Here is a 20260-nt window from a genome sequence, read left to right as displayed (position 1 = left end):
TTCCTCCAGTCAGGCGGGCTTCGCGGTCGCGGGCACGGGGAACGGCGCGTCGGTCTCGCCGTCCCAGGCGTCGCCGCGTACGGCCGCGACGAATGCCGAGACCCGTTCGGCGCCCCAGAACCCCTCGCGTCCGTTCACGAAGAACGGCACGCCGAAGGCGTCGTCGTGATAGGCGGAGACCAGGCACTCCACGCCCTTGGCCCGCAGCTCCGCGTCATGCACCGAGTCGGCGACGGCCGGGTCGAGTCCCAGTTCCTCGGCGATGTCGGCGATGGTCTGCCGTTCCGCCAGGTCCCGCCCCTCGTTCCAGCGGGCCCGGTAGGCCAGCGCCACGAACTCCTTGCCCCGGCCGGCCTCCGCGGCGGCCAGGTAGGCCAGGTGGGAGACCTCCCAGTGCGGGGCCCGGTCCACCGGCCAGGTCACCGTCCAGCCGCGGGCGTGGGCCCAGCGGCGGGCGTCACGCAGGATGTAGAAGTTCTTGGCCCGGTGCATCGGCATGACCGGCAGCGTGACTCCGGCTTCGGCGAGCAGCCGGGTCGACTCCTCGTCCGGCTCCCAGTACGGGATCCACTCGATGGTGTCGAGGACGTCGGGGTAGCGCTCGGCCAGGTCGCGGTAGGCGAACCACGAGTACGGGCTGCGGAGCGAGAAGTACCAGCGGGGATGCTTCTTCCGGCGGCTCACAGGGATATACCGCCGTCGATCTGGAAGACGGACCCGGTGATGTAGCTCGCCCGGTCCCCGGCCAGGAAGGCGACGAGTTCGGCGACCTCCTCGGGGGTGCCCATGCGCCCCAGGGAGACCCCGGCCAGTGCCTCGTCCCGGGCCCGCTCCGACACGGCCGCGACCATGTCGGTGTCGACGAAGCCGGGCGCGACCACGTTGACGCGGATGCCGTAGCGGCCGACCTCCTTGGCCAGGGACCGGGAGAAGCCGATGATCCCCGCCTTGGACGCCGCGTAGTTGGTCTGGGTGGCGTTGCCGTAGACCCCGGCCACGGAGGAGATGTTGACCAGGCTTCCGGCGCGGCGCTTCATCATGCCGAACGCGACCGCGCGGCAGACGTTGAAGGAGCCGTCGAGGTTGGTGGAGAGGACCGTACGCCAGTCGTCGTCGGACATCAGGACCATGGCCTTGTCGCGGATGACGCCCGCCGAGGGGACCGCGACCGCGATCGGCCCGAGTTCCTTCTCCGTCTCACGCACCCACTCGGTCACGGCTCCGGCGTCGCTCACGTCCACCCGGCGGTGCAGGGTGTCGGCGCCCAGCGCCTCGGCCTCCTTGGCGAGGATGTCCGCCGCCTCCTGCTGGGAGTGGTAGCAGAAGCTGACGTCGTATCCGTCGGCCGCCAGTTTCAGCACCACGGCACGTCCGATGCCTCGTGATCCTCCACTGACCAGGGCCACGGGCCTGTTGTCGGTCATGCGGTCGCCTCTCTGTCTCGTCCGGCGGGCGGGCGGACGGGTTCATCGGTTGTGAGCACTTCGCCGGGCCGGAACGCCATGACCATCCGGGACACGGTCATCACCGTGTCCGCGCCCCGGTGGCTGGACCCCTCGAAGATCACGGAGTCGCCCAGGGAGCGGGACACCCGGACCCGGTGCTCGATCACATCGCCGGGCAGGACCGGCAGATGGAACTGCGCGTCGGCCACCGAGCCGAAGAGCATGACCTGGCCGTCGGGGGCCGGGGCGGTCGCCGAGGCCAGCAGTCCCGCGGACTGTCCCCAGGACTCGATGAGCAGGGCCGGCGGATAGTCGAGCGGGGCGTCGGCCGCCAGGCCCTCGTACCAGGGCTCGTTGAGGGTGATGGCCTTGACCGCGCGGATGCTCGTTCCGCGCACCAGTTCCTCGACGCGGTCCACCAGCAGCATCGGGTAGCGGTGCGGCAGGAGGTCGGTGACCCGGGGCAGCGGCGGCGCGTCGAAGACCGCCTGTACGGCCGCGCTCATGACGCGCCTCCCAGGGTCCGGTAGCGCAGTCGGACGGTGGCCGACTTCCCGCGCCCGGTGGCGGTGGTGGCGTCGCAGCGCAGACCGTGCTCAGTGCGCCGCCAGCGCAGCGTGATGTCCAGGGTGTCGCCGGGGAGCACGGCTCCGGAGAACCGGGCCGACTCGACGGCGGCCAGGTCGGCGGGGGCAGGTGCGCCGTCCCCGTCGGTGGCGGCCCGGTGCACGCACTCCAGCACGCAGACCCCGGGAAAGATCGCGAAGTGGGGGTAGTGGCCCGCGAAGACGGGCTCCGTCGCCGCGATGCCGGCCCGGGCGGCCGTCACGCGGCCGTCCTCGTCGCGGTCCAGCACCTCGATGCCGGTGGTGACGGGGCCGGCCGGACGGCCGGTGGTGGTCGGTGTCATGCGCCCACCAGCCTCAGTACGGCGCAGACCAGCGAGCCGTCGCGGTCCGCGGACGTCACCAGGGCGATCCGCCCGGCGGACTCGGGCCGGGCGTCCGCGGTGGCCAGGAGCATGGCGATCTGGAAGGACGCCGAGGCGGAGGAGACGTCGCCGAGCCGGCTGACGGCCGGGACCCGCGTCGTCGCCTCGGAGCCGCAGAGCTCCGTCAGCACATCGCGCTCCACCTGGCCGAGGCGGCCGGGCGCTTCGCCGGGCACGGCCGCCCAGACCTCTTCGGGCCGCACGTCCGAGGCGTCGAGCGCCGCCCGTACACAGGCTTCCAGCGCGCCCCGTGCCTGGTTGCCGACGGCGACCCGGGAACGCACCGCGAGGATCTCGGCCAGCGCGGGCCGCTCCTGGCCGATGCTCCCGGCCGGCTGGATGAGCAGCACGGCCGCGCCCTCGCCGAGCGGGACGTCGGGGGCCTCGGCTCCGCGGCTGTGCCGCTCCAGCCAGTACCGGGCGGCCGAGAACTCCTCGGCGGCGCCGCACAGCACGGTGTCGGCGCGACCCGAGGCGAGCAGCCGGGTGGCGTAGTTGACCGACAGCAGGCCGGCCGCGCGGCCACCGGCGAGCGTGGTGTTGGGCCCCTTGATGCCGAACCAGATCGCGCACTGCCCGGCCGCGCAGTTCATCACCGCGTTGGGCATGACGGCGGGGTCGACGTCGTAGGGGCGTGCGCCCTCCAGCGAGCTGCGGGTGAAGTCCATCATGCTCGCCGCGCTGCCCGTGGTCGTGGCCAGCACCAGGGCGGCACGGTCACCGGTCTCCGTCTCCCGTACGGAACCGGGCTGGCGCAGGAGCCCGCCGACGGCGCTGACGGCGAGGCCGGTGACCCGGTCCATGGACCGGGTGCCCTTCTTGCCCAGCACCTCCCGGGTCTCGAAGCCGGGCACGAGGTGGGCCCGGCCGGCCGGGACCCGCCATCGCCCGGTGTCCAGCGGCGCGCCGGTGGACCTCTGTGCGCGCAACCCGTCGACCAGCGCTTCGGCGCCGATGCCGTGGGGGGAGACCGCGGACCATCCGGTGATCACCGGGCGGCGGTTCTGGAGCGCCGTACTCATGCCGAGACCTTCCGGGGCGTGCTGAGCGCGGCGACGGCCGCGTCGTCCAGCGTCGCCATCTCCCACACGTTGGGCCGGGTCTCCTGGAGGTAGCCGTGGGTGATCGTGCCCGTGGCGGTCTTCACCAGCTGGTCGCCGCGGAGCACGTAGCAGTCCATGCGGCAGGTGTAGAGGAGGCTCTTGAAGACGTTCTCGACGGTGTAGACCGTGTACAGCTCCTCCTCCATCAGCGACTCGTCCAGCAGCTCGATCCGCGACTGGGTCACGACGGGGATCCAGCCCCGGGTGTCGAGGACCTCCTTGATCGCCAGTCCGCGGTCGGCCAGGAAGAGGTCCTCCACCTCCTCCATCACCCGCAGGAAGCCGGACATCTGCATGCGCTCGTTGAAGTGGCAGTAGAAGTACGGGATCCGGTAGCGCCAGCCGAACGCGTTGTCCTCGCCGATGAGTTCGGTGAGGACGGGGTCGGGCCCGGTGGTGCCGCGGCCGCGCGAGAGGCTGCCGTACGGCTCGGGGACGACCTCGGTCTTCGTCTGCTCGCCGACGCCCAGCCGCTCGGTGGTGAACCGGGCGAGGCCGGCCGGCAGCGGTTCGCTCGCCGCGATGTGGCTGTCGACACGCAGGGCGACCCGGACGGTCGAGCCGGCGCACTTGACCCGCTTGCCGTCCCGTTCGACGAACAGGCCGACGGTGAAGCCGAGCCGGTCCTCGCCGTCCTTGGTGACGGGCGTGACGACCGCCTCCACCTCGTCGTCGACGGCCAGCAGCGCGCCCAGCCGCGAACGGAGGTCCACGAGGTCGAAGCCGAGGCCGAAGCGCTGGTAGAGCTCCCCGACGGGCAGGCCGGCGGCCCGGAAGTGGTGCAGCACCGCGGCTTCGGCGAGGTAGTTGATCTGCTTGAAGCCGATGGCGTAGCTGATGTTGTTGCCTTCGAACAGCGGGCGCAGACGCACCGTGCTCGAGGTGTCCAGCAGCGCCGCCACAGTGGGATCGGGCGTCGGGCCCATCACGGACTCCTTCGTATGAGGATTCAGATGCCGGCGGCCGGAGCGACCCGGTCCGGAGTTCGGTCGAGAAATTCGTGCACGGTGCCGGCGAACCAGCCCGGCCGTTCGAGCATCGGGAAGTGCCCGCCCGGCACGATCAGCGCTTCGGCGGCGGGCAGCCGGCGGGCCAGCAGCGCCGCCTCGGATGCGGGTGCGGACAGGTCGTCCGCGCCTCCGACGACCAGACAGCGGGTCTCGACCAGGTCGACGCGGAAGAGCGGTGTGCGCAGATAGGTGTCGAAGAACCGCAGCCATCCGTAGGGGCCGATCCATTCGCACAGCCGGCGCGCCATGTCCGCCCTCAGCTCCGGGCCGATGGCTCGGTCGCCGGTCTGCAGCCGGATCGACTCCGCCATGGTGCGGGGGAAGTCGTGGAGCGTCGGCTCGATCATGTCCCAGTCGAAGGCCTCCGCGCTCTCGCGGTAGAAGGGGTTGACCAGGACGACGGCGGGCAGGTCCAGCGGGTCGCCGGCGGCCGCCCGGCGGCTGAGCAGTTCCAGCAGCAGGACCGAGCTGAAGGAGTGGGCGACGACCAGGTCGGCGCCGTGGGGGACGGCGGCAAGGACGTCCTCCACCAGGGCCGCCGAGTCGGTCTCGTAGCGCCAGCCGGAGATGCCTCCGCCGTGCCAGGGCAGCCGGGGCGCGTGGACCTCGATGTCGGATCGCCAGTGTCCGGCCAGCGAGGACCAGACCGCCTCGTTGTTGCCGAGGCCGTGCAGGAGCACCACGTTCTTCATGAGGCGTGCCCCGGTGCGAGGAGTGTCACGCCCGCCCCGCCCGCCACGGCGTGGGCCGTACCGGCACCGCCTGCGGCGAACCACGCGGCGGCCGCGACGCACTGCACGACGCCCAGGGCGCCGGAGAGTTCGCCCCAGCCGGCGAGGTCCAGCGACGGCTCTCCGGGCGGTACGTGGTCCGGCTCGTCGGTGAGCCGGAGCGCGGTGCCCGGGGTCGTCCCGGCCGGGCGCCGGGGTGCCGTGCCGGACGGGGCGGTACGGGTCCCGGCGGCGAGCAGCGCCTTGGCCGGACGTACCGGACCGGTCTCACCGGACCGGCTGAGCACCAGCGCCGCTCCCCCGTCGGCCACCGGTCCGCCGACGAGCCGCCGGGTCACCGGGTTGTCGGGTTCGACGCCGACGACCACCATGTGGTCGACCCGGCCGGAGCGGACCATCAGCCCGGCCCAGCGCACCGCGTCCAGCCCCGAGCCCGCACCGTTGCACACCGTCAGGTTGGGGCCCCGCAGCCCGAACCTGATGGCCGTCTCGGACGCGATGATGTTGCTGGAGGCGTTGGGGGTGTCCATCGGGCTGAGCCCGGAGGTGGTCTCCTTCGCGATGGTTTCGACGGCCCGGCACACCGTGTCGGCGTTGCCCAGGTTGGAGCTGACGACCACGCCGATCCGGTCGCCGGGCGCGCGGAGCCGCCCGTCGTCGAGCAGCCCGGCGTCGGTGAGCGCGGCGAAGGCCAGATGCAGTCCGATCCGGGTCGCCCGGTCCTTGTAGCGCAGGCCCTTCTTGCCGATCAGTACGGCGGGGTCGACCGGTGCGGGGTCGGGCGCCACCGGTTCCAGCAGTCCCCGCGGCCGGTCCACGCCGGGGAGGGCCACCGAGAGGCCGGTCATGGCCACGGGATTCATGCCGCCCCCGCCACGATCGCGACGGCGTTCACGCCGCCGAAGCCGAAACTGTTGACCTGGGCCGTGCGCAGCGGCCCGGTCAGCGGGCCGCCGGACACCAGGTTCAGCCCGGCGCCCTCCGAAAGCGGGTCGGTGAGCCCGGCGATGGGAGGCACGATGCCCGTCTCCAGGGAGCGCAGGGCGACGATCAGGCTGAGCAGGCCCGCCGAGCCGGATGTGTGGCCGGTCAGGGATTTCACCCCGGTCAGCGCCGGACGGGCCTCGGCGAACACCTCGGCGGTCACCGTGGCTTCCGTCCGGTCGTTGAGCGGCGTGCCGGTGGCGTGCAGGAGCACGAGGTCGATCTCCTCCGGGGTGACCGCCGCCCGGTCCTGGGCCTGCCGGACGGCTGCCCGGACGCCCGCCGCGTCGGGCGCGGTCTGGTGGTGGGCGTCGCAGTTGACGGCGACGGAGCGCAGCCAGCCGCGCGGCCGGCGGCCCTCGGCCGGAACACGGCCGAGCACGACGGCGGCGGCTCCCTCACCGAGGATGGTGCCCTGCCGCCCCGTGTCGAAGGGGCGTACCGACGAGGGCGGGTCGAACTGGACGCGGTCGGCCTGCCCGAACATGCTCTCGGTGACCACGTCGCAGCCGGCCACGATCACGGTCTCGGCCTCGCCCTGCTCCAGGAGGTCCCAGGCGAGGGCCAGGGCGTACAGCGAGGCCGAACAGGCGCCGGCGAAGGTGTGGGTGTCGACGGCGCCGAACCGGCTGCGCAGCGCGTTCTCGAAGTGCAGCTCATCGGCCCCGAAGGGGACGCCGTCGCGCCACCACAGCTCCAGGGAGCGCAGCTCGCGCAGGCCGGTGCCGACCAGCACCGGTATGCCGGCCAGGTCCTCGGGCAGCCCCGCGTCCGCCGCGGCCTGCCGTACGGCTTCGAGCAGGAAGCGGGTGGCCCGGCCCGGCTCGTCGAGCCCCTCGGCGGGCCGGTCGTCGATCTCGAACAGCTGCTGCGCGTTGAACTGCGCCCGGTCGAAGGCCCGCAGCGGCGCGAGTCCGCTGCGGCCCTCGCACAGGGAACGGAAGACCTCGTCGAGGTCGCCGCCGATACTGGCGACGGCACCGGCGCCGGTGATGGGGTAGGTCATGCGGCACTGCCCTCGTACTTGCCGAGGATCACGATCGAGTTGTTGCCGCCGAACGCGAGACCGTTGTTCTGCACGATCCGCAGATCCGCTTCGACGGCCTCGTTGGGTACGCAGTCGATGTCGCACTCCGGATCGGTCCGGCGGTGGTTGATCGTCGGCGGGATGAAGCCGTGGGTGATGGCCAGACCGCAGGCGATGGCGCCCAGCGCGCTGGCGGCGCCCATGGTGTGGCCCAGCATCGACTTCAACGAGATGGTCCGGGGGGTGTCCTCCGCGAAGACCTCGCGGATCGCACCGGCCTCGGTGATGTCGTTGGCCTTGGTCCCGGTGCCGTGCGCGGAGATCAGGTCGACCTCCTGCGGCTTCACGCCGGCGTTCTCCAGGGCGATCCTCATGCACTCGGCCACGCTGTCGCCCTTCGGCGCGACCTGGTGGTACGCATCGCAGTTGAGGCCGTACCCGAGCACCTCGGCGTAGATGACGGCGTTGCGGGCGAGGGCCGATTCCAGGCTCTCCAGGACCAGCACTCCGGCGCCCTCACCGGTGAGGATGCCCTTGCGGTCGGCGTCGAAGGGCTGGCAGAACTCGGGCGCGATGGTGCCCAGCCGGTAGAAGCCGGTGAACGTCTTGCGGCACATGGCGTCGGCGCCGCCGCACAGGGCGAAGTCGACCTCGCCCGAACTCACCGCGTCGAAGCCGTAGCCGATCGCGTAGTTGCCCGCGGAGCAGGCGGTCGCGATGGTCGGGGCCTCGATGTCGCTGAGCCCGAGCTCCTGGGCGATGGTGGTGGACAGCCTGGCCGCCGAAACCCGCCGAACGATCTCCGGATCCATGTTCTCCGGGCCGTCGGCGAGCTCGGCAGCGACCAGCTGGTCCAGTTCGAAGGACTCGCCGTCCGTGGTGCCGACGGAGACGAGTCCCCGTTGGCCGGCGAGTACTTCGGGGTCCAGGCCGGCGTCCTGCACGGCCATCCGGGCCGCCGCGACGGCGAACCGGCTGGCCCGCCCCAGCTCCTGCACGGGAGTGCGGGTGATCCACTGCTCCGGTTCGAATCCCTTGACCTCGCACCCGTTGCCGTGGGCGAAGCCTTCGACATCGAACACCGAGATCGGGCTGACGCCGCTTCGGCCCTTCCTGAGGCTCTCGGTGAACTCGGCTGCTCCGATTCCAATACTGGAGATGACTCCGAAGCCGGTGAGGACTACCCGGCGTCTTCCCGATTCGGCGCCGGGGCGCGTTGAGGACATCACGTCTCCCATGTCAGTCGCGGGCTGGGGGGCCGATCAGCGGCCGGGGGCCTCGGCCACGACCTTGTACACACGCTCGAGGTTGACCATCTCGCTCAGTTCGGACTGCTCGATGGTGATGCCGAACTCCTTCTCCAGGGAGGCGAGGATTTCGATCGCACGGAGCGAGTCGGCACCGTGGTCATCGATAAAGAGACTGGTGTCGGTCACCTCGTCGTCCTCGAGTTCGAGAATGTCGCAGATGATTTCTCTGATGGTGGCGCGGCGCTCGTCGGTGATGGTCGGCATGCTCTCTCCTCAGTCGGTTGTCTTGTCAGGAAGCGTCGGCGGCCATCGCGGCCACGAGGCTGCGGGGGCGCATGTCGACCCAGTGCTCGTTGACGTGGTCGAGGCATTCCTGCCGCCCGGCCGCGCCGTGCGCCACGTTCCAGCCCGCCGGAACCTCGGCAAAAGCGGGCCAGATCGAATACTGCCCCTCTTCGTTCACCAGCACGAAGTAATCGGCGTTGTCATCCTCGAATGGATTCGCCATCGAGTCTCCCCTTCCTGGCACTCTCGCCCAATTCGGCTCGACCTTAAGCACCGGGGATTCGCTGCGGCAAGAGACCTCGGCGAGTGATCTCCGTGCGCGTTTGAGAGATTCCAATGAGAAATATTGAATAAGGAGTTGCCAGACTTTCGGCCATCCCCTCCCTGCCGCCGACATCGGGCAGGAAAGGGACATTCGTCGCACTCGTGGGCCGTTCCCGGCCGACTTCGGTCACCTACGTCGCACAGGCCGCCACCCAGGGCCACTTCCGGTCATCAAGAAATTCTCGGGGCCCGGCGTCCCGGGCCCCCGGCGGCGGATACGGTCCAACTGCCCCCTCCACCGCCCTCGCAGGGAGTCCTGATGCCGGCGTCACTGTTCCGTCCCCTGCCCCGTCCGCGCGCCGGACGGACCCTGCTGTGCGTCAGCTTCGCCGGCGGGGGCACTGCAGCCTTCCGCTCCTGGGCCGAAGCGCTGCCACCGGACGTGGAGTTGGCGCTGTACTGCTATCCCGGACGGGAAGGGCGGTTCACCGTCCCCTTCGCCGCCGACTGGGAGGAGCTCATGCGGGACGCGCTGGCGGCCGTGCGCTCCCTCGGCGAGAGGCCCTACCTCCTGGCGGGGCACAGCATGGGCGCCTGGGTCGCCTTCGATCTCGCCCGCCGACTGGAGAGGAGCGCCGACGGCGACCGGCCGCCGAGCGCCCTGATCGTGTCGGCGGCCGCCTCCCCGGCCCAGGTGGCCGAAACACGCGGGATCTCACCGTCCTCGGGCGACAGCGACGAGGAGCTGCTGAACTGGATGGGCGGGGTCGGCCAGGCGTCGTCGGCGGTGCTCGCCGAGCCGGAGCTGCGGCAGATGGCCGTGGATGTCTTCCGTGCCGATCTGCGGGTCGTCGACACCTACCGGCACCCGGAGGGCGCGACGGTGGCCGCGCCGATGCAGGTCCTCTACGGCGAGGGGGACGTGGTCGACGCCCGGGCCGCGGAGAGCTGGCGCCCCCTGGCCAAGGGGCCGTTCGCAGTCGACCGGCTGCCGGGCGGGCACTTCTACACCCCGGAGGTGTGGGCGCGGCTGCCCGAGCGGCTGACCGCGCTGCACACCGTCCGGAGCGGCTGAAGAACGAGCGGTCCCGTCAGCCCGCGGCCGCCTGCCGCAGGGCCCGTCCGCGGATCGCGCGCAGCATGGACTGCCGGGTGAGACCGCTCCCGAACCGGATGAACAGCCAGTAGGGGCGGAACCTGCGGCGGGTCCGTTCGTCCGTGGCCAGCACCCGGGTCTCCGTGCTGAGCACTCCCCCGGCGAACCGGACGTTCATCCCGACCTTGACGATCCCGGGGTCCGTGCACCGCTCCACCAGCTCGGCGGTGGTCCCCTCCGGCCGGGGAATGTCGTCCAGCGCCTGGATACCGGCGAAGAGGAACTCGTCGCCGCCGGAGGGGATGACATCGCCCATGGCGCTCAGCGAGTCGGTGACGATGCGCCGTTCGGCCGACACGTCCGCGCCCGTCACCGCCATCAGGGCGCGTGCGATCGGTGCTTCCGACCAGACGGCCTCGTAGACGGCGGACATCACCGTCTCCTGGTCCGCCGGGACCGCCAGGCTGTGCACCTCCCTGAAGTGCCAGTGGGGCAGAAGGCGGTCCATGGCGGTCCGTTCACCCGTGCTCATCTCATGATCTCCGATCCGTCAGCGGGCGGACCGCACGCGGCGGCACACGGCTGATTACACTCCGGGAAATGCTCCTGAATCCACATCGCGGCCTGCCTGCCGGGGTTGCCCGGGCCGCGTGCACGGGCGTGTCCGTACTCGCCCTGCTCGCGGCCGTGTTCACCTGGACCGAGGCGGGCTGGAAGACCGTCGTACCGATGGCCGTGACGGTCGTGGTCACCTTCACGGTGCTGGGCTGGTGGCCGAAGGCGCGGCCGGTGCTCGCCCCGGCGGCGGCCACGGTCGCCGTGGTCACCGCGCTCGGCACCCTGATCGGGCGCCCCTCCAGGTCGGAGGGGCACGCCGGGCTGATGGCCCTGGTCGAGATCACCGTGTCGTTGTTCATGATCTTCATGGTCGTGCGCTTCGAGCCGCCCCGCCGGGCGTTGCCGCTGGGCGGCGCGCTGGCCCTCAGCGAGTCGACCGTACTGCTGCGTCTCGAGATCCCACCGACCGTCGCGCAGACGCTCGGGCAGAGCGCGATGTTCATGCTGGTCGGCGGGGGCGCGGCCGTGGTCGGCGGCTATCTGAGGTCGCTGGACTCGCGGCGTACGCGCTCGGTGCACGAGGCACGCAAGGCGCAGCGCACCCAACTCGCCGCCGATCTGCACGACTTCGTGGCGCACGACGTCTCGGGGATCGTCGTGCTCGCCCAGGCCGCGCAGGTGGTGGGCGGCGCCGGCCGGCACGAACAGGTGCTGCCGCTCCTCGAACGCATCGAGGCCGCCGGGCTCCAGGCGCTGGCCTCGCTCGACCGCACCGTCTCGATGCTCAACACCTCCGGTGCGGACGGCTCGTCCGCGGGTGCGGGGGACGTGCGTTCCGCTCCGTACGGGGTGCGTGACATCGCCGACCTGGTGCAGCGGTTCACGACCTCCGGCTACACCGAGGTCGGCTACGAGTGCGCGCTCACCGACGAGGCGATCGCGGAGGTGCCCCGGGAGGTGGCGGAGACCGCGCACCGGACGGTGGTGGAGGCGCTCACCAACGTACGGAGGCACGCGGCGTCCACGACGGCGGTACGCGTCTCGGTGCGCATCGCCGACGACGGCCGGGAACGGGCCCTGGTCGTCGAGGTCAGCAACAGCGCACAGGCCATCGGCCCCGCCGGCTTCGGCGGGAACCGGTCCGGCGGGGGTACGGGTCTGCTGGCCCTCACCGAGCGGGTCGCCGTGCTGGGCGGGGAGTTCACCGCGGGCCCCTACGGCGACGACGGCTGGCGGGTCCTGGCGACCCTGCCGCTGCACGGGACAACGGCGCGGGCGTGAGAGGTGATGAGCGCCCGGCCGTCCCGCGGGTAGGCCCGGCCGTCCCGTCGGTACGTCCGGTCCTCTCATCGGTAGAGGAAGCCGGAGAGGAGCGGTAGTCCGCCGAAGGGGTCGGCGCCGGCCACGCAGGCGTCCTTCTTGACGAACCGCTTCACATAGGCCGCCCCGTCGGTGCCGCCGGAGGCGGGCGTGTCCGAGGGAAGGTAGGTCCGGGCGAACCGGTAGTGCCCGCCGCGCCATTTGGCCAGCGCCCTGTCCAGCTCGGCCCAGCCCTTGCGGAGCCGCGGGTCGGCCGTGTCGGCGAGGGAGGCCGACAACGGACGGTGGGCTCGGACTCGGTCGTCGTTGAGCACTTCCAGGTGGTCCACGGCCTTGAACACCTCGGCCTTGCGCGGGTCGTACCCGTAGACCGAGATCTCCATCGTGTGGTAGTTCAGCGACTGGACGGCGCTGGCGGCACCGGTGAAGTCCCGGAAGGTCATGAAGCCTTCCGGGGTCATGGTCCGCAGCACGCCGAAGACGTCGTTGAGCAGACCGGCGCAGACGACGGCGAGCTCCAGCCGGGCGGCGGCCCGCGCCGGGAACTCGTCCTTGTTCGCGGTCGTCTCCACCGAGAGCCGGCGGATCAGGAAGAACAGGGTCTCGCAGCACTGGACCGCGCGCAGGAAGACGTTCTCCTCGTGCCGGTCGGAGCGCGGGAACCGGGTGCACTCGGCCAGCAGCGCGGTGCGGCGGGCCAGCTCCGGATCGGCCGCGGCCCGGTCGACGAGGTCCCCGATCCGGACCTGGAGGAGATGGTTGACGACGGTGGCGCGGACGGCCACGGTCGCGTGGTCCAGGCGCTTGATCCGCTCGTCGCCGCACTCCGGCTCCGTACCCGCCACCCACGCCGCGCGCTCCACCTCCAGCAGATCGGTCAGGGTGGTGTGCAGAGCCAGCAGCGCCCCGGCGACGGGGTCGTCGGGGAAGAAGTCGAGGAACCAGCCGTAGACGTGCAGGCAGGTGTAGCGGTAGTACTCGGGTATCTCCAGCTCGCGGCTGACCGACCGGGTCAGCAGCGCGGTGGCCTCGTCGGCGCCGGCCGGATCGAGGGGGAGGGAGTCGTGCAGGCTCGCGAGGGCGTCCGCCTCCGCGGGCTCCAGGCAGGCGCGACCGCGCATCCGCTGCAACCGCGCGATCTCCCGCTGCTGGGCGGTCAGAAAGCGTTCCGTGGCGAGGGCCGGCGCCGTGGTCATGCCTTCCTCCCGACGACCAGGTGCTTGTCCCAGGTGGAGCGGTGCACGGAGCAGTCCGCGAAGCCGGCTTCCCGCAGCAGTCCCTCGTACTCGGCCGCCGTGCGGTGCCGTCCCTCGGTCTCCACATGCATGGAGAGGTTCATCACCGCCGTCGCCAACGGGCCGCCGTCCTCGTCGAAGAGACGCTCCATCAGCAGGACTCGGCCTCCGTCGGCGCAGGCGTCGTACGCCTTGCGGAGCAGATCGACGCAGGTCTTGTCGTCCCAGTCGGAGAGGATGTAGCCGAAGGAGAGACAGTCCGCCGCGGGCAGCGGGTCGCGGAAGAAGTCGCCGCCGGCGAAGGCGAGGCGGTCGTCGAGACCCTGCTCCCCCCGGGTCTGCTCCAGGAAGGGGCCGACCTCCGGGAGATCGAAGACCGTGACGTTCAGTTCCGGGTACCGGGTCAGTGCCGCCACCGCGAACGCGCCGCTGGCACCGCCCACGTCCACCAGTTGCCGGACGTCGTCGAGTCCGGCGAGCCGTACCAGTTCCTCGGACACCCCGAAGCTCAGGTTCCACATGGCGTCGAGGAACTCGCGGGTGGCCTGCTCGTCCCGGTAGATCGTGTCGAACGGCGTCGGCCGGCCCGCGTCCGCGACGGCCTTGCCGCGTGTCAGGTAGTCGTCGAGCCGGTCCAGCTGCCCCGTCGTGTTCGTGACCAGGTGACGCACGAAGTCGCCGATGTAGCGGGGGCTTTCGGTGTCGAGGAAGGGGCCGAGCCCCTCCGCGACGCGGTACGTGCCGTCGGCGCCCCGTTCGACCACCGACACCGACGCCAGGACCAGCAGAAGCCGCTCCAGGGTCTCCTCGTCGATCCCCCGGGCGGCGGCGACGGACGCCGGGGTGGCCGGGCCTTCGGCCAGCAGCCGGGCGAAGACACCGTGCTTGTCGGCCAGATGCAGAGCATGTGTCGAGAACAACCCGAACATGGCTCGGTCGAGACTGCTGGAAGGCATCGGTTCCCCTCGGTAGCTTTCAGACGCCCAGCCATCAGTGCTGCACGGTCCGATATGCGCATGCCTGAGCGGCGAACGAGGCCAGCATGGCCGTGCCGGGCCTGGTCGCAGAAGGCTGTAGCGAAGATTTCGATAGACAAGTTTGCTCAACTCGATCGATATATTCAGCCAATTCGCCGAAGTTAATTCGAAAAAATCAATGCGCGCACGTCCGGGCCGGATAGAGATGCTTAGGGTTCTTGCAGTCCATTTGCAGTCCGACAGAAAAAGTTGCCATTCATGACTGAATTAATCGATCTGGGCGCTGACGGTTCAGAATTCACGATCGATCCGTACCCGGTCTACGAAGAGCTGCGGGCGCGCGGCCCCGTACACAAAGTCAGAACTCCTGACGGGCAGGAGGTCTGGCTGATCGTCGGATATCAGGAGGCACGCGAGGCACTCATGGACGCCCGGCTGAGCAAGCAGCCGCTTCCGATGCTGCTCGGGGAGGAGCCCGGCGCCGGATCCTTCAGCAATATGCTCCAGAGCGACCCACCCCGCCACACCCGGCTGCGTAAACTCGTGGTCCGTGAATTCACCGGGCGCCGGATCGAGGCGCTGCGACCCGGTATCGAGCGGGTCACCGGTGAACTGCTCGACGCCATGCTGGCGGCCCCCGACCACCGGGCCGACCTCGTCAAGGCGCTCGCCTTGCCGCTGCCGATCACGGTGATCTTCCAGCTGCTCGGGGTGCCGACCGAGGACGTCGACACCTTCCACGCCTGGTCCACGGAGCTGATGACCCCCACCAGCCCCATGGCCGAGGCGGTCGCGGCGCAGAACGTCGCGACCTACCTGGTGAAGCTGGCCGAGGACAAGCGCGTGAACCCGGGCGACGACCTGCTGAGCGGGTTGGTGGGCATGACCGACGAGGACGACCGGCTCTCGGACGACGAACTCCTCGGCATGTGCTTCCTCCTGCTCATCGCCGGCCACGAGACGACGATCAACCTGATCTCCAACGGTGTCCGCGCGCTGCTCGACAACCCGGCCCAGATGGCCGCCCTCCGGGCCGATCCGTCGCTTCTTGACAACGCTGTCGAGGAGATGCTCCGTTTCGACGGCGCCGTCGAGACCGCGACGGACCGGATCACGACCGAGCCGGTGGAGATCGGCGGCGTGGTCATTCCGCGTCACGCGTACGTGCTCGTAGGACTGAACTCGGCCAATCGCGACCCCGAACGGTTCGACGCGCCCGCCGAGTTCGATATCCGGCGGGACCCCCGCGGACATCTGGCCTTCGGGCACGGCATCCACTACTGCATGGGTGCGCCGCTCGCCCGGATGGAGGCGCAGATCGCCATCCGCGCACTGCTGGAGCGCTGTCCGAATCTGGAGCTCGACGCCGATCCGGCGGAGCTTCCCTGGGTCTCCGGAATGCTCATCCGCGGTGTGCGCCGGCTGCCCGTGCGCTGGACCCCCGGCAACTGAGGCCGGGCGGTTCCCCCATTTCGCTTTCGCTTCCCCCCTGTCCCCTCACGAGAACGGTTTCTCCCCATGTCCTCCCCGCGTCACACGGAGCAGAGCCCACAGCGCGGCAGATCGCTTCTGCCCTCCCTCGTCGGCATGCGGTGCGTCTCGTCCACGGCCGTGTTCGTCCTGCACATCATCCAGGTCGGCGTCTTCACCGATCAGGCGCTCAACGAGAACCTCAACGAGTACTTCGGGAAGATCGGGTTCGTCAGCGTCGGCTTCTTCTTCATGCTGAGCGGATTCATCCTGGCCTGGACGGCCCGCGAGGACGACCGCCCGACGAGCTTCTGGCGCCGCCGGCTGGCGAGGATCTTCCCCTCCCACATCCTGGTGTGCCTGGTCGCGGTGCTCCTGCTGACCGAGCGCGGCATGGATCCGACGTGGGGCAACACCCTGCCGTCGCTCTTCCTGGTCCAGGCGTGGACGTCGGACGAGGTCGTCTTCTGGGGTGTCAACGGGCCCAGTTGGTCGCTCAGCGTCGAGCTGCTCTTCTATCTGTCGTTCCCCCTGCTGTACCGGGTGATCCGCAGGATTCCCGCGCGGTGGCTCTGGCTGTCGGCGGGATCCGTGGTGGCGGGAATCGTCGCGGTCGCGGTCGTCGCCCATCTGGTGGTCTCCGCCGCGCCCGAGACCCCGTTCATCAACGCGTCCTGGGACCAGCAGTGGGCGGTCTTCAACCATCCGGCCACCCGCATGCTGGACTTCGTCCTGGGCATCGTCATGGCCCGGATCCTGCAGACCGGCCAGTGGATACGGATCCCCCTCTGGGCGGCGCTCCTGACGGTCGTGCCCGGCTACCTGTGCAGCCTGTGGCTGCCGGGCACCTTCGGCCTGGTGCTGCCCACCACGATCCCGCTCGCGCTCATCGTGACCTCCGCGGCGGCCGCCGACATCGCGGGAGAGCGCACCTTCTTCCAGCGCCGGACCATGGTCCGGCTGGGCGAACTGGCCTTCGCCTTCTACCTGACCCACACCCTCGTGATCATCTTCGGGCCGATCGGCAGGGCTGAGCGCACCTGGCCGCTGCTCCAGGCGCTCGGCATGATCGCCCTCACTTATGTCCTGTCCATCGCCGTGGCCTGGATCCTGTGCCACGGCTTCGAGCGCCCGGTCTCGCGCCGTATCGGCAAGTCCCGTCCCAGAACCCCGGTAGGGGCGCAGCGGCCCGGACCTGCGGACGGGCCTGCTGACGGACCGGCACTGGAGCCGACGGCCGATTTGAAGAATTGACACTGGCGCGCTACTCCTCGCCTCCTTGCTGTTCGATTGTGCGGACCCCCTTGTGAAGGACGGCCGAACGAAGGACAAGCATGTGGATGCAGTGATTGAAGTCGCCGGTCTCAGCAAGACCTTCGGGTCGGTGGCAGCGCTGGACGATGTGAGCCTGAGTGTGCAGAAGGGGTCCGTTCTCGGGCTCCTCGGCCACAACGGGGCCGGTAAGACGACACTCGTCAACATACTGAGCACCCTGCTGCGGCCGTCCCGGGGCCGCGCACGGGTGGCCGGGTTCGATGTGGTCGGCGACGGCGTGGAGGTCCGCCGTCGCATCGGGCTGACGGGCCAGTACGCGGCCGTCGACGAAACGCTCTCCGGCCGGGACAACCTGATCCTCATCGCCCGGCTGCTGGGCGCCGGGCGGGCCGAGGCGGCCGCCCGCGCCGACGAACTGCTGGAGATCTTCCAGCTGAGCGACGCCGCCCGCAGGCGCGCGAAGACCTACTCCGGTGGCATGCGCCGGCGGCTCGACCTGGCGGCCAGCCTGGTCGGGCGGCCGGACGTGCTCTTCCTGGACGAGCCGACCACCGGGCTCGACCCGGTGGCCAGGCGCGGCCTCTGGCAGGTGGTCGAGCGGCTGGTCAAGGACGGTGCGACCGTTCTCCTGACCACCCAGTACCTCGACGAGGCGGACTACCTCGCCGACTCGATCACCGTGCTCGCCAAGGGCCGGATCGTCGCCTCGGGCACCGCCGAGGAGCTCAAGGGCCGCGCGGGGTCACGGAATGTGAGCGTCACCCTGCGCACCGACGAGGCCGTGCTCCGCACCACCGAGGTCCTGCGCCGGTCCGGGCTCGACCCCGCGCCCGACGACGAGGACGGCCTGGTGCTCATCGTGCCCGTACACGACTCCACGGAGATCGCCACGGTCGTACGGGCCACCGACGAGGCGGGCGCCGACATCGCCGGGCTCGCCTACGCGGAACCGACGCTCGACGACGTGTACATGGCCCTGAACCACTCCAGCGCTGTTAGGTAGGGAAGTCCGATGAGCACCGTCACCGAACAGGCGGCCGAAGGCCGCCCGGCAATCGATGAACCCGGGCCCGCCGCGCCGCGCTATCAGGGGTCGGGCATCCTGCGGCAGATCTCCGTGCTGTCCGGCCGGTCCCTGCGGGTACTGCGGGATCCCGCCATGGTCCTGCCCGGCGTACTGGAACCCATCCTGATGCTGACCGTGTTCAGCCAGGTGTTCAAGAGCGTCTCGCAGACCTCCGCCTTCCCGCCCGGCGTCAGCTACATCGACTTCCTGCTGCCCGCCTTCCTCGTCACCAGCGCGGTGAGCGCGGGCCTCAAGTCGGGTGTCGCGCTGACCACCGAGATGAACAACGGGATCATCGCCCGGTTCCGGTCCATGCCCATCCACACCGGGTCCGTGCTGGTCGGCCGCAGCATCGCCGACACCGCGCTCGCCGGCGTCAACATGCTGGCGCTGCTGGTGGCCGGCGCCCTCGTCTTCGGGTTCGACCCGGCCGGCGGGTTCCTGGGCGCGGCCGGATGCCTGGCGATCGCCATGGCCCTGAGCTGGTCGCTGGGCTGGGTCTTCATGGCCATGTCCGCATGGCTGCGCCGCCCGGAAGCGCTCCAGCCGATCGGAGGCATCCTCAACCTGGTGCTGCTGTTCGCCTCGAACGCCTTCGTCCCGGTCGAGGGCCTGCCGGGCTGGCTGCGGACGTTCGCCTCCGTCAACCCGATGTCGCAGGCCATCACGGCCGCGCGCGACCTGAGCATGGGTGAGGTCGACGCCGGCACCTTGCTGGCTCCGCTCGGCATCTGCGCGGTGATCGTGGCCATCACCGCGCCCCTGGCGATCAGGAGCTTCCGCCGGTCCGCCTGAACCCCCGCAACCGCGTGTGGGCCCGGAACCAGTCGGTTCCGGGCCCACACGCGGTTCTGTCTCAGCGGCGCCGCGTCATCCCTCGTGGCAGTACTTGCACTGGCTGCGGCGCCGCAGGTAGTAGGAGAAGGTCGCGGCACCCAGCGCCACTCCCCACAGCACCCAGAAGATGCCCGGCCCCGCGGCCCCCCACTCGTCGGCCTCGACCGCGCGGAAGTTCATCAGCCCGCCCGGGATGAGCACCACGGCGACGATCGAGGCGGGCACGATCGCGGTGGCCGGGTGGATCCTCTTGCCCTTCTTGAACCAGACCCAGCGCGGCCACACCTCGCCCCAGCGGCTCACCAGCCCGTGCGACAGCAGGCTTCCCAGCGTGGACACGATGGCCAGCGCCAGCCCCATCTCCATCATGCCGGGCGTCTCCTCCATGTCCTTGAGGAAATCGTCCGGGATCCCGAGCGGCCAGCCGAAGTACCAGGCAAGACGGGTGATGTCATAGGGGAGGGTCGACAGCACCGACACCCACACGGCCCAGCGGCCCCACCGCAGCGCCGCCGCCGGCTCGGTCCACGCCCCGGCGGCCTTCGCGCCCCGCCCGCAGTGCTCGCACTGGTTGCTGCTGCGCCGCTGGTACGCGATCGTCGCCGCCGCCCACAGCAGTCCGCCGATGAAGACGATGATCAGGTTCCCGCGGTGCCAGTAGACGATGTCGCCCAGGTCCTGCTGTCCCGGCACCCCGGTGAAGATGAACACCACCAGGACGGGCGAGAACGCGAGCAGGCCCAGCAGCGAGTAGTCGGGGATCAGGAAGGCCAGCACACAGGCCGTGACCCAGCCGACCGCCAGGACCGCCTTGCGGGACCGCCCGATGGCCCGGTTCCGCAGCATCAGGACGCCGGCCACCACACCCACGGCGCAGAACAGCACGATCAGCGGGGCGACGACCTCGGCCCGGCTGGGTTCCAGGATCGACACCGAGGAGCGGTCCTCGATCGTCTTCTCGAAGGGATAGCCATCGCCGCCCATCGCCCAGTAGAGCCCGGCGAGCCCGTAGAGGACCGACCACAGCACCGCCAGGTAGGTGGACCACTCCGGCCATCTCGCCCACCAGGAGCCGCGGGTCGCCGGATGGGTGTGGTGCTCCCGGATTCGCTCTTCGCTGGCCGATTTCGCCATGGCGGACTTCCTCTTCCTCACCCCGCAAATGCGGCGTCTGTTGACGTCTGTCCAAGAATCCCGGGCCTGCCCCCTCCGCCGCATCTGCCGATCGGTAGAGCCCGGGAGCGGTTCCGGTCACAACGGCGGTGGCTCCCGGACCGCCGAAGCGGTCCGGGAGCCACCGTCCCGGTCAGGGCTCCGTAGGGACTCCGGGGGCCGG

Annotated in this window: 22 protein-coding genes; 6 read left to right on the top strand and 16 right to left on the bottom strand. The window is 70.6% G+C overall.

What is annotated here, in order from left to right; translation table 11 throughout:
* Nucleotides 1-9 precede the first annotated feature (9 nt).
* Genes IE140_RS13630 through IE140_RS13575 form a run of 12 tightly spaced genes read right to left on the bottom strand, consistent with a single transcriptional unit; the run spans nucleotide 10 to nucleotide 9049 of the window.
* Nucleotides 10-684 (bottom strand): 2-hydroxychromene-2-carboxylate isomerase, encoded by a 675-nt coding sequence (locus tag IE140_RS13630; protein ID WP_109179541.1) that lies wholly within the window; start codon nucleotides 682-684, stop codon nucleotides 10-12.
* Nucleotides 681-1424, bottom strand: a complete 744-nt coding sequence (fabG, locus tag IE140_RS13625; protein WP_093444303.1) for a 3-oxoacyl-ACP reductase FabG — start codon at nucleotides 1422-1424, stop codon at nucleotides 681-683. The genes IE140_RS13630 and fabG overlap by 4 nt, the downstream gene beginning before the upstream one ends.
* Nucleotides 1421-1951, bottom strand: coding sequence for a 3-hydroxyacyl-ACP dehydratase FabZ family protein (locus IE140_RS13620; protein WP_093444302.1), 531 nt, complete (start codon nucleotides 1949-1951; stop codon nucleotides 1421-1423). Before IE140_RS13620 ends, fabG begins: the two co-directional genes overlap by 4 nt.
* A complete protein-coding gene (locus IE140_RS13615; protein WP_093444301.1) occupies nucleotides 1948-2355 on the bottom strand; it encodes a 3-hydroxyacyl-ACP dehydratase FabZ family protein in 408 nt (135 codons plus the stop codon). Before IE140_RS13615 ends, IE140_RS13620 begins: the two co-directional genes overlap by 4 nt.
* Nucleotides 2352-3458, bottom strand: a complete 1107-nt coding sequence (locus tag IE140_RS13610; protein ID WP_150192897.1) for a beta-ketoacyl synthase N-terminal-like domain-containing protein — start codon at nucleotides 3456-3458, stop codon at nucleotides 2352-2354. The genes IE140_RS13615 and IE140_RS13610 overlap by 4 nt, the downstream gene beginning before the upstream one ends.
* Entirely contained in the window at nucleotides 3455-4465 is a 1011-nt protein-coding gene (locus IE140_RS13605) for a hotdog family protein (protein WP_093444299.1), read from the bottom strand. Before IE140_RS13605 ends, IE140_RS13610 begins: the two co-directional genes overlap by 4 nt.
* Nucleotides 4466-4488: 23 nt before the next feature.
* Nucleotides 4489-5241, bottom strand: coding sequence for an alpha/beta fold hydrolase (locus IE140_RS13600; protein WP_093444298.1), 753 nt, complete (start codon nucleotides 5239-5241; stop codon nucleotides 4489-4491).
* On the bottom strand, nucleotides 5238-6143 hold the full coding sequence (locus IE140_RS13595) for a beta-ketoacyl synthase N-terminal-like domain-containing protein (RefSeq protein WP_150192898.1): 906 nt from the start codon (nucleotides 6141-6143) through the stop codon (nucleotides 5238-5240). Before IE140_RS13595 ends, IE140_RS13600 begins: the two co-directional genes overlap by 4 nt.
* Nucleotides 6140-7270 (bottom strand): beta-ketoacyl-[acyl-carrier-protein] synthase family protein, encoded by a 1131-nt coding sequence (locus IE140_RS13590; RefSeq protein WP_150192899.1) that lies wholly within the window; start codon nucleotides 7268-7270, stop codon nucleotides 6140-6142. Before IE140_RS13590 ends, IE140_RS13595 begins: the two co-directional genes overlap by 4 nt.
* Complete coding sequence (locus tag IE140_RS13585; RefSeq protein WP_093444295.1) at nucleotides 7267-8517, bottom strand: beta-ketoacyl-[acyl-carrier-protein] synthase family protein; 1251 nt, start codon at nucleotides 8515-8517, stop codon at nucleotides 7267-7269. Before IE140_RS13585 ends, IE140_RS13590 begins: the two co-directional genes overlap by 4 nt.
* Before the next feature lie 36 nt (nucleotides 8518-8553).
* Nucleotides 8554-8805 carry an acyl carrier protein gene (locus IE140_RS13580; RefSeq protein ID WP_093444294.1) on the bottom strand — a complete coding sequence of 84 codons (252 nt, stop codon included), beginning with the start codon at nucleotides 8803-8805 and terminating at the stop codon, nucleotides 8554-8556.
* A gap of 25 nt (nucleotides 8806-8830) precedes the next feature.
* Nucleotides 8831-9049: an MbtH family protein gene (locus IE140_RS13575; protein ID WP_007450254.1), complete on the bottom strand. Its 219-nt coding sequence runs from the start codon at nucleotides 9047-9049 to the stop codon at nucleotides 8831-8833.
* A 360-nt stretch (nucleotides 9050-9409) separates the two neighbouring features.
* Here IE140_RS13575 and IE140_RS13570 point away from each other — a divergent pair, with 360 nt between their 5' ends.
* Nucleotides 9410-10165: a thioesterase II family protein gene (locus IE140_RS13570; protein ID WP_093444293.1), complete on the top strand. Its 756-nt coding sequence runs from the start codon at nucleotides 9410-9412 to the stop codon at nucleotides 10163-10165.
* Between the two features lie 16 nt (nucleotides 10166-10181).
* On the opposite strand, the gene IE140_RS13565 is transcribed toward IE140_RS13570, so the two are convergent.
* Nucleotides 10182-10718, bottom strand: coding sequence for a hypothetical protein (locus IE140_RS13565; RefSeq protein ID WP_225683218.1), 537 nt, complete (start codon nucleotides 10716-10718; stop codon nucleotides 10182-10184).
* A gap of 68 nt (nucleotides 10719-10786) precedes the next feature.
* Here IE140_RS13565 and IE140_RS13560 point away from each other — a divergent pair, with 68 nt between their 5' ends.
* Nucleotides 10787-12025 (top strand): sensor histidine kinase, encoded by a 1239-nt coding sequence (locus IE140_RS13560; RefSeq protein ID WP_150192900.1) that lies wholly within the window; start codon nucleotides 10787-10789, stop codon nucleotides 12023-12025.
* A 65-nt stretch (nucleotides 12026-12090) separates the two neighbouring features.
* On the opposite strand, the gene IE140_RS13555 is transcribed toward IE140_RS13560, so the two are convergent.
* Together IE140_RS13555 and IE140_RS13550 are read right to left on the bottom strand one after the other, a co-directional pair.
* Entirely contained in the window at nucleotides 12091-13260 is a 1170-nt protein-coding gene (locus tag IE140_RS13555) for a tryptophan 2,3-dioxygenase (RefSeq protein ID WP_093444291.1), read from the bottom strand.
* Nucleotides 13257-14255, bottom strand: a complete 999-nt coding sequence (locus IE140_RS13550; protein ID WP_150192901.1) for a methyltransferase — start codon at nucleotides 14253-14255, stop codon at nucleotides 13257-13259. The genes IE140_RS13555 and IE140_RS13550 overlap by 4 nt, the downstream gene beginning before the upstream one ends.
* Before the next feature lie 279 nt (nucleotides 14256-14534).
* Here IE140_RS13550 and IE140_RS13545 point away from each other — a divergent pair, with 279 nt between their 5' ends.
* The 4 genes from IE140_RS13545 (at nucleotide 14535) to IE140_RS13530 (ending at nucleotide 18882) form a co-directional block, all read left to right on the top strand.
* On the top strand, nucleotides 14535-15728 hold the full coding sequence (locus IE140_RS13545) for a cytochrome P450 family protein (protein WP_150192902.1): 1194 nt from the start codon (nucleotides 14535-14537) through the stop codon (nucleotides 15726-15728).
* Between the two features lie 66 nt (nucleotides 15729-15794).
* Nucleotides 15795-17000, top strand: a complete 1206-nt coding sequence (locus tag IE140_RS13540) for an acyltransferase family protein (protein WP_150192903.1) — start codon at nucleotides 15795-15797, stop codon at nucleotides 16998-17000.
* Nucleotides 17001-17091: 91 nt separating this feature from the next.
* Nucleotides 17092-18024 carry an ATP-binding cassette domain-containing protein gene (locus IE140_RS13535; RefSeq protein ID WP_093444287.1) on the top strand — a complete coding sequence of 311 codons (933 nt, stop codon included), beginning with the start codon at nucleotides 17092-17094 and terminating at the stop codon, nucleotides 18022-18024.
* Between the two features lie 9 nt (nucleotides 18025-18033).
* Complete coding sequence (locus IE140_RS13530) at nucleotides 18034-18882, top strand: ABC transporter permease (protein WP_176741841.1); 849 nt, start codon at nucleotides 18034-18036, stop codon at nucleotides 18880-18882.
* Nucleotides 18883-18957: 75 nt separating this feature from the next.
* Here IE140_RS13530 and IE140_RS13525 read toward each other — a convergent pair whose 3' ends face one another.
* On the bottom strand, nucleotides 18958-20058 hold the full coding sequence (locus IE140_RS13525; protein ID WP_225683221.1) for a DUF1156 domain-containing protein: 1101 nt from the start codon (nucleotides 20056-20058) through the stop codon (nucleotides 18958-18960).
* Between the last annotated feature and the right edge of the window lie 202 nt (nucleotides 20059-20260).

Source organism: Streptomyces parvus, from assembly GCF_014648875.1.
Lineage (GTDB): Bacteria > Actinomycetota > Actinomycetes > Streptomycetales > Streptomycetaceae > Streptomyces > Streptomyces parvus.
This window is presented reverse-complemented; position numbering and strand designations above follow the sequence as displayed.

Excerpts from the sequence above, each read along its gene's own strand:
- IE140_RS13565 (WP_225683218.1), bottom strand. The coding sequence starts at position 10,718 with ATGAGCACGGGTGAACGGACCGCCATGGACCGCCTTCTGCCCCACTGG.
- IE140_RS13585 (WP_093444295.1), bottom strand. The coding sequence starts at position 8,517 with ATGTCCTCAACGCGCCCCGGCGCCGAATCGGGAAGACGCCGGGTAGTC.
- IE140_RS13595 (WP_150192898.1), bottom strand. The coding sequence starts at position 6,143 with ATGAATCCCGTGGCCATGACCGGCCTCTCGGTGGCCCTCCCCGGCGTG.
- IE140_RS13605 (WP_093444299.1), bottom strand. The coding sequence starts at position 4,465 with ATGGGCCCGACGCCCGATCCCACTGTGGCGGCGCTGCTGGACACCTCG.
- IE140_RS13550 (WP_150192901.1), bottom strand. The coding sequence starts at position 14,255 with ATGCCTTCCAGCAGTCTCGACCGAGCCATGTTCGGGTTGTTCTCGACA.
- IE140_RS13575 (WP_007450254.1), bottom strand. The coding sequence starts at position 9,049 with ATGGCGAATCCATTCGAGGATGACAACGCCGATTACTTCGTGCTGGTG.
- IE140_RS13580 (WP_093444294.1), bottom strand. The coding sequence starts at position 8,805 with ATGCCGACCATCACCGACGAGCGCCGCGCCACCATCAGAGAAATCATC.
- IE140_RS13530 (WP_176741841.1), top strand. The coding sequence starts at position 18,034 with ATGAGCACCGTCACCGAACAGGCGGCCGAAGGCCGCCCGGCAATCGAT.
- IE140_RS13545 (WP_150192902.1), top strand. The coding sequence starts at position 14,535 with ATGACTGAATTAATCGATCTGGGCGCTGACGGTTCAGAATTCACGATC.
- IE140_RS13525 (WP_225683221.1), bottom strand. The coding sequence starts at position 20,058 with ATGGCGAAATCGGCCAGCGAAGAGCGAATCCGGGAGCACCACACCCAT.
- IE140_RS13610 (WP_150192897.1), bottom strand. The coding sequence starts at position 3,458 with ATGAGTACGGCGCTCCAGAACCGCCGCCCGGTGATCACCGGATGGTCC.
- IE140_RS13620 (WP_093444302.1), bottom strand. The coding sequence starts at position 1,951 with ATGAGCGCGGCCGTACAGGCGGTCTTCGACGCGCCGCCGCTGCCCCGG.
- IE140_RS13615 (WP_093444301.1), bottom strand. The coding sequence starts at position 2,355 with ATGACACCGACCACCACCGGCCGTCCGGCCGGCCCCGTCACCACCGGC.
- IE140_RS13570 (WP_093444293.1), top strand. The coding sequence starts at position 9,410 with ATGCCGGCGTCACTGTTCCGTCCCCTGCCCCGTCCGCGCGCCGGACGG.
- IE140_RS13555 (WP_093444291.1), bottom strand. The coding sequence starts at position 13,260 with ATGACCACGGCGCCGGCCCTCGCCACGGAACGCTTTCTGACCGCCCAG.
- IE140_RS13590 (WP_150192899.1), bottom strand. The coding sequence starts at position 7,270 with ATGACCTACCCCATCACCGGCGCCGGTGCCGTCGCCAGTATCGGCGGC.
- IE140_RS13600 (WP_093444298.1), bottom strand. The coding sequence starts at position 5,241 with ATGAAGAACGTGGTGCTCCTGCACGGCCTCGGCAACAACGAGGCGGTC.
- IE140_RS13540 (WP_150192903.1), top strand. The coding sequence starts at position 15,795 with ATGTCCTCCCCGCGTCACACGGAGCAGAGCCCACAGCGCGGCAGATCG.
- fabG (WP_093444303.1), bottom strand. The coding sequence starts at position 1,424 with ATGACCGACAACAGGCCCGTGGCCCTGGTCAGTGGAGGATCACGAGGC.
- IE140_RS13560 (WP_150192900.1), top strand. The coding sequence starts at position 10,787 with ATGCTCCTGAATCCACATCGCGGCCTGCCTGCCGGGGTTGCCCGGGCC.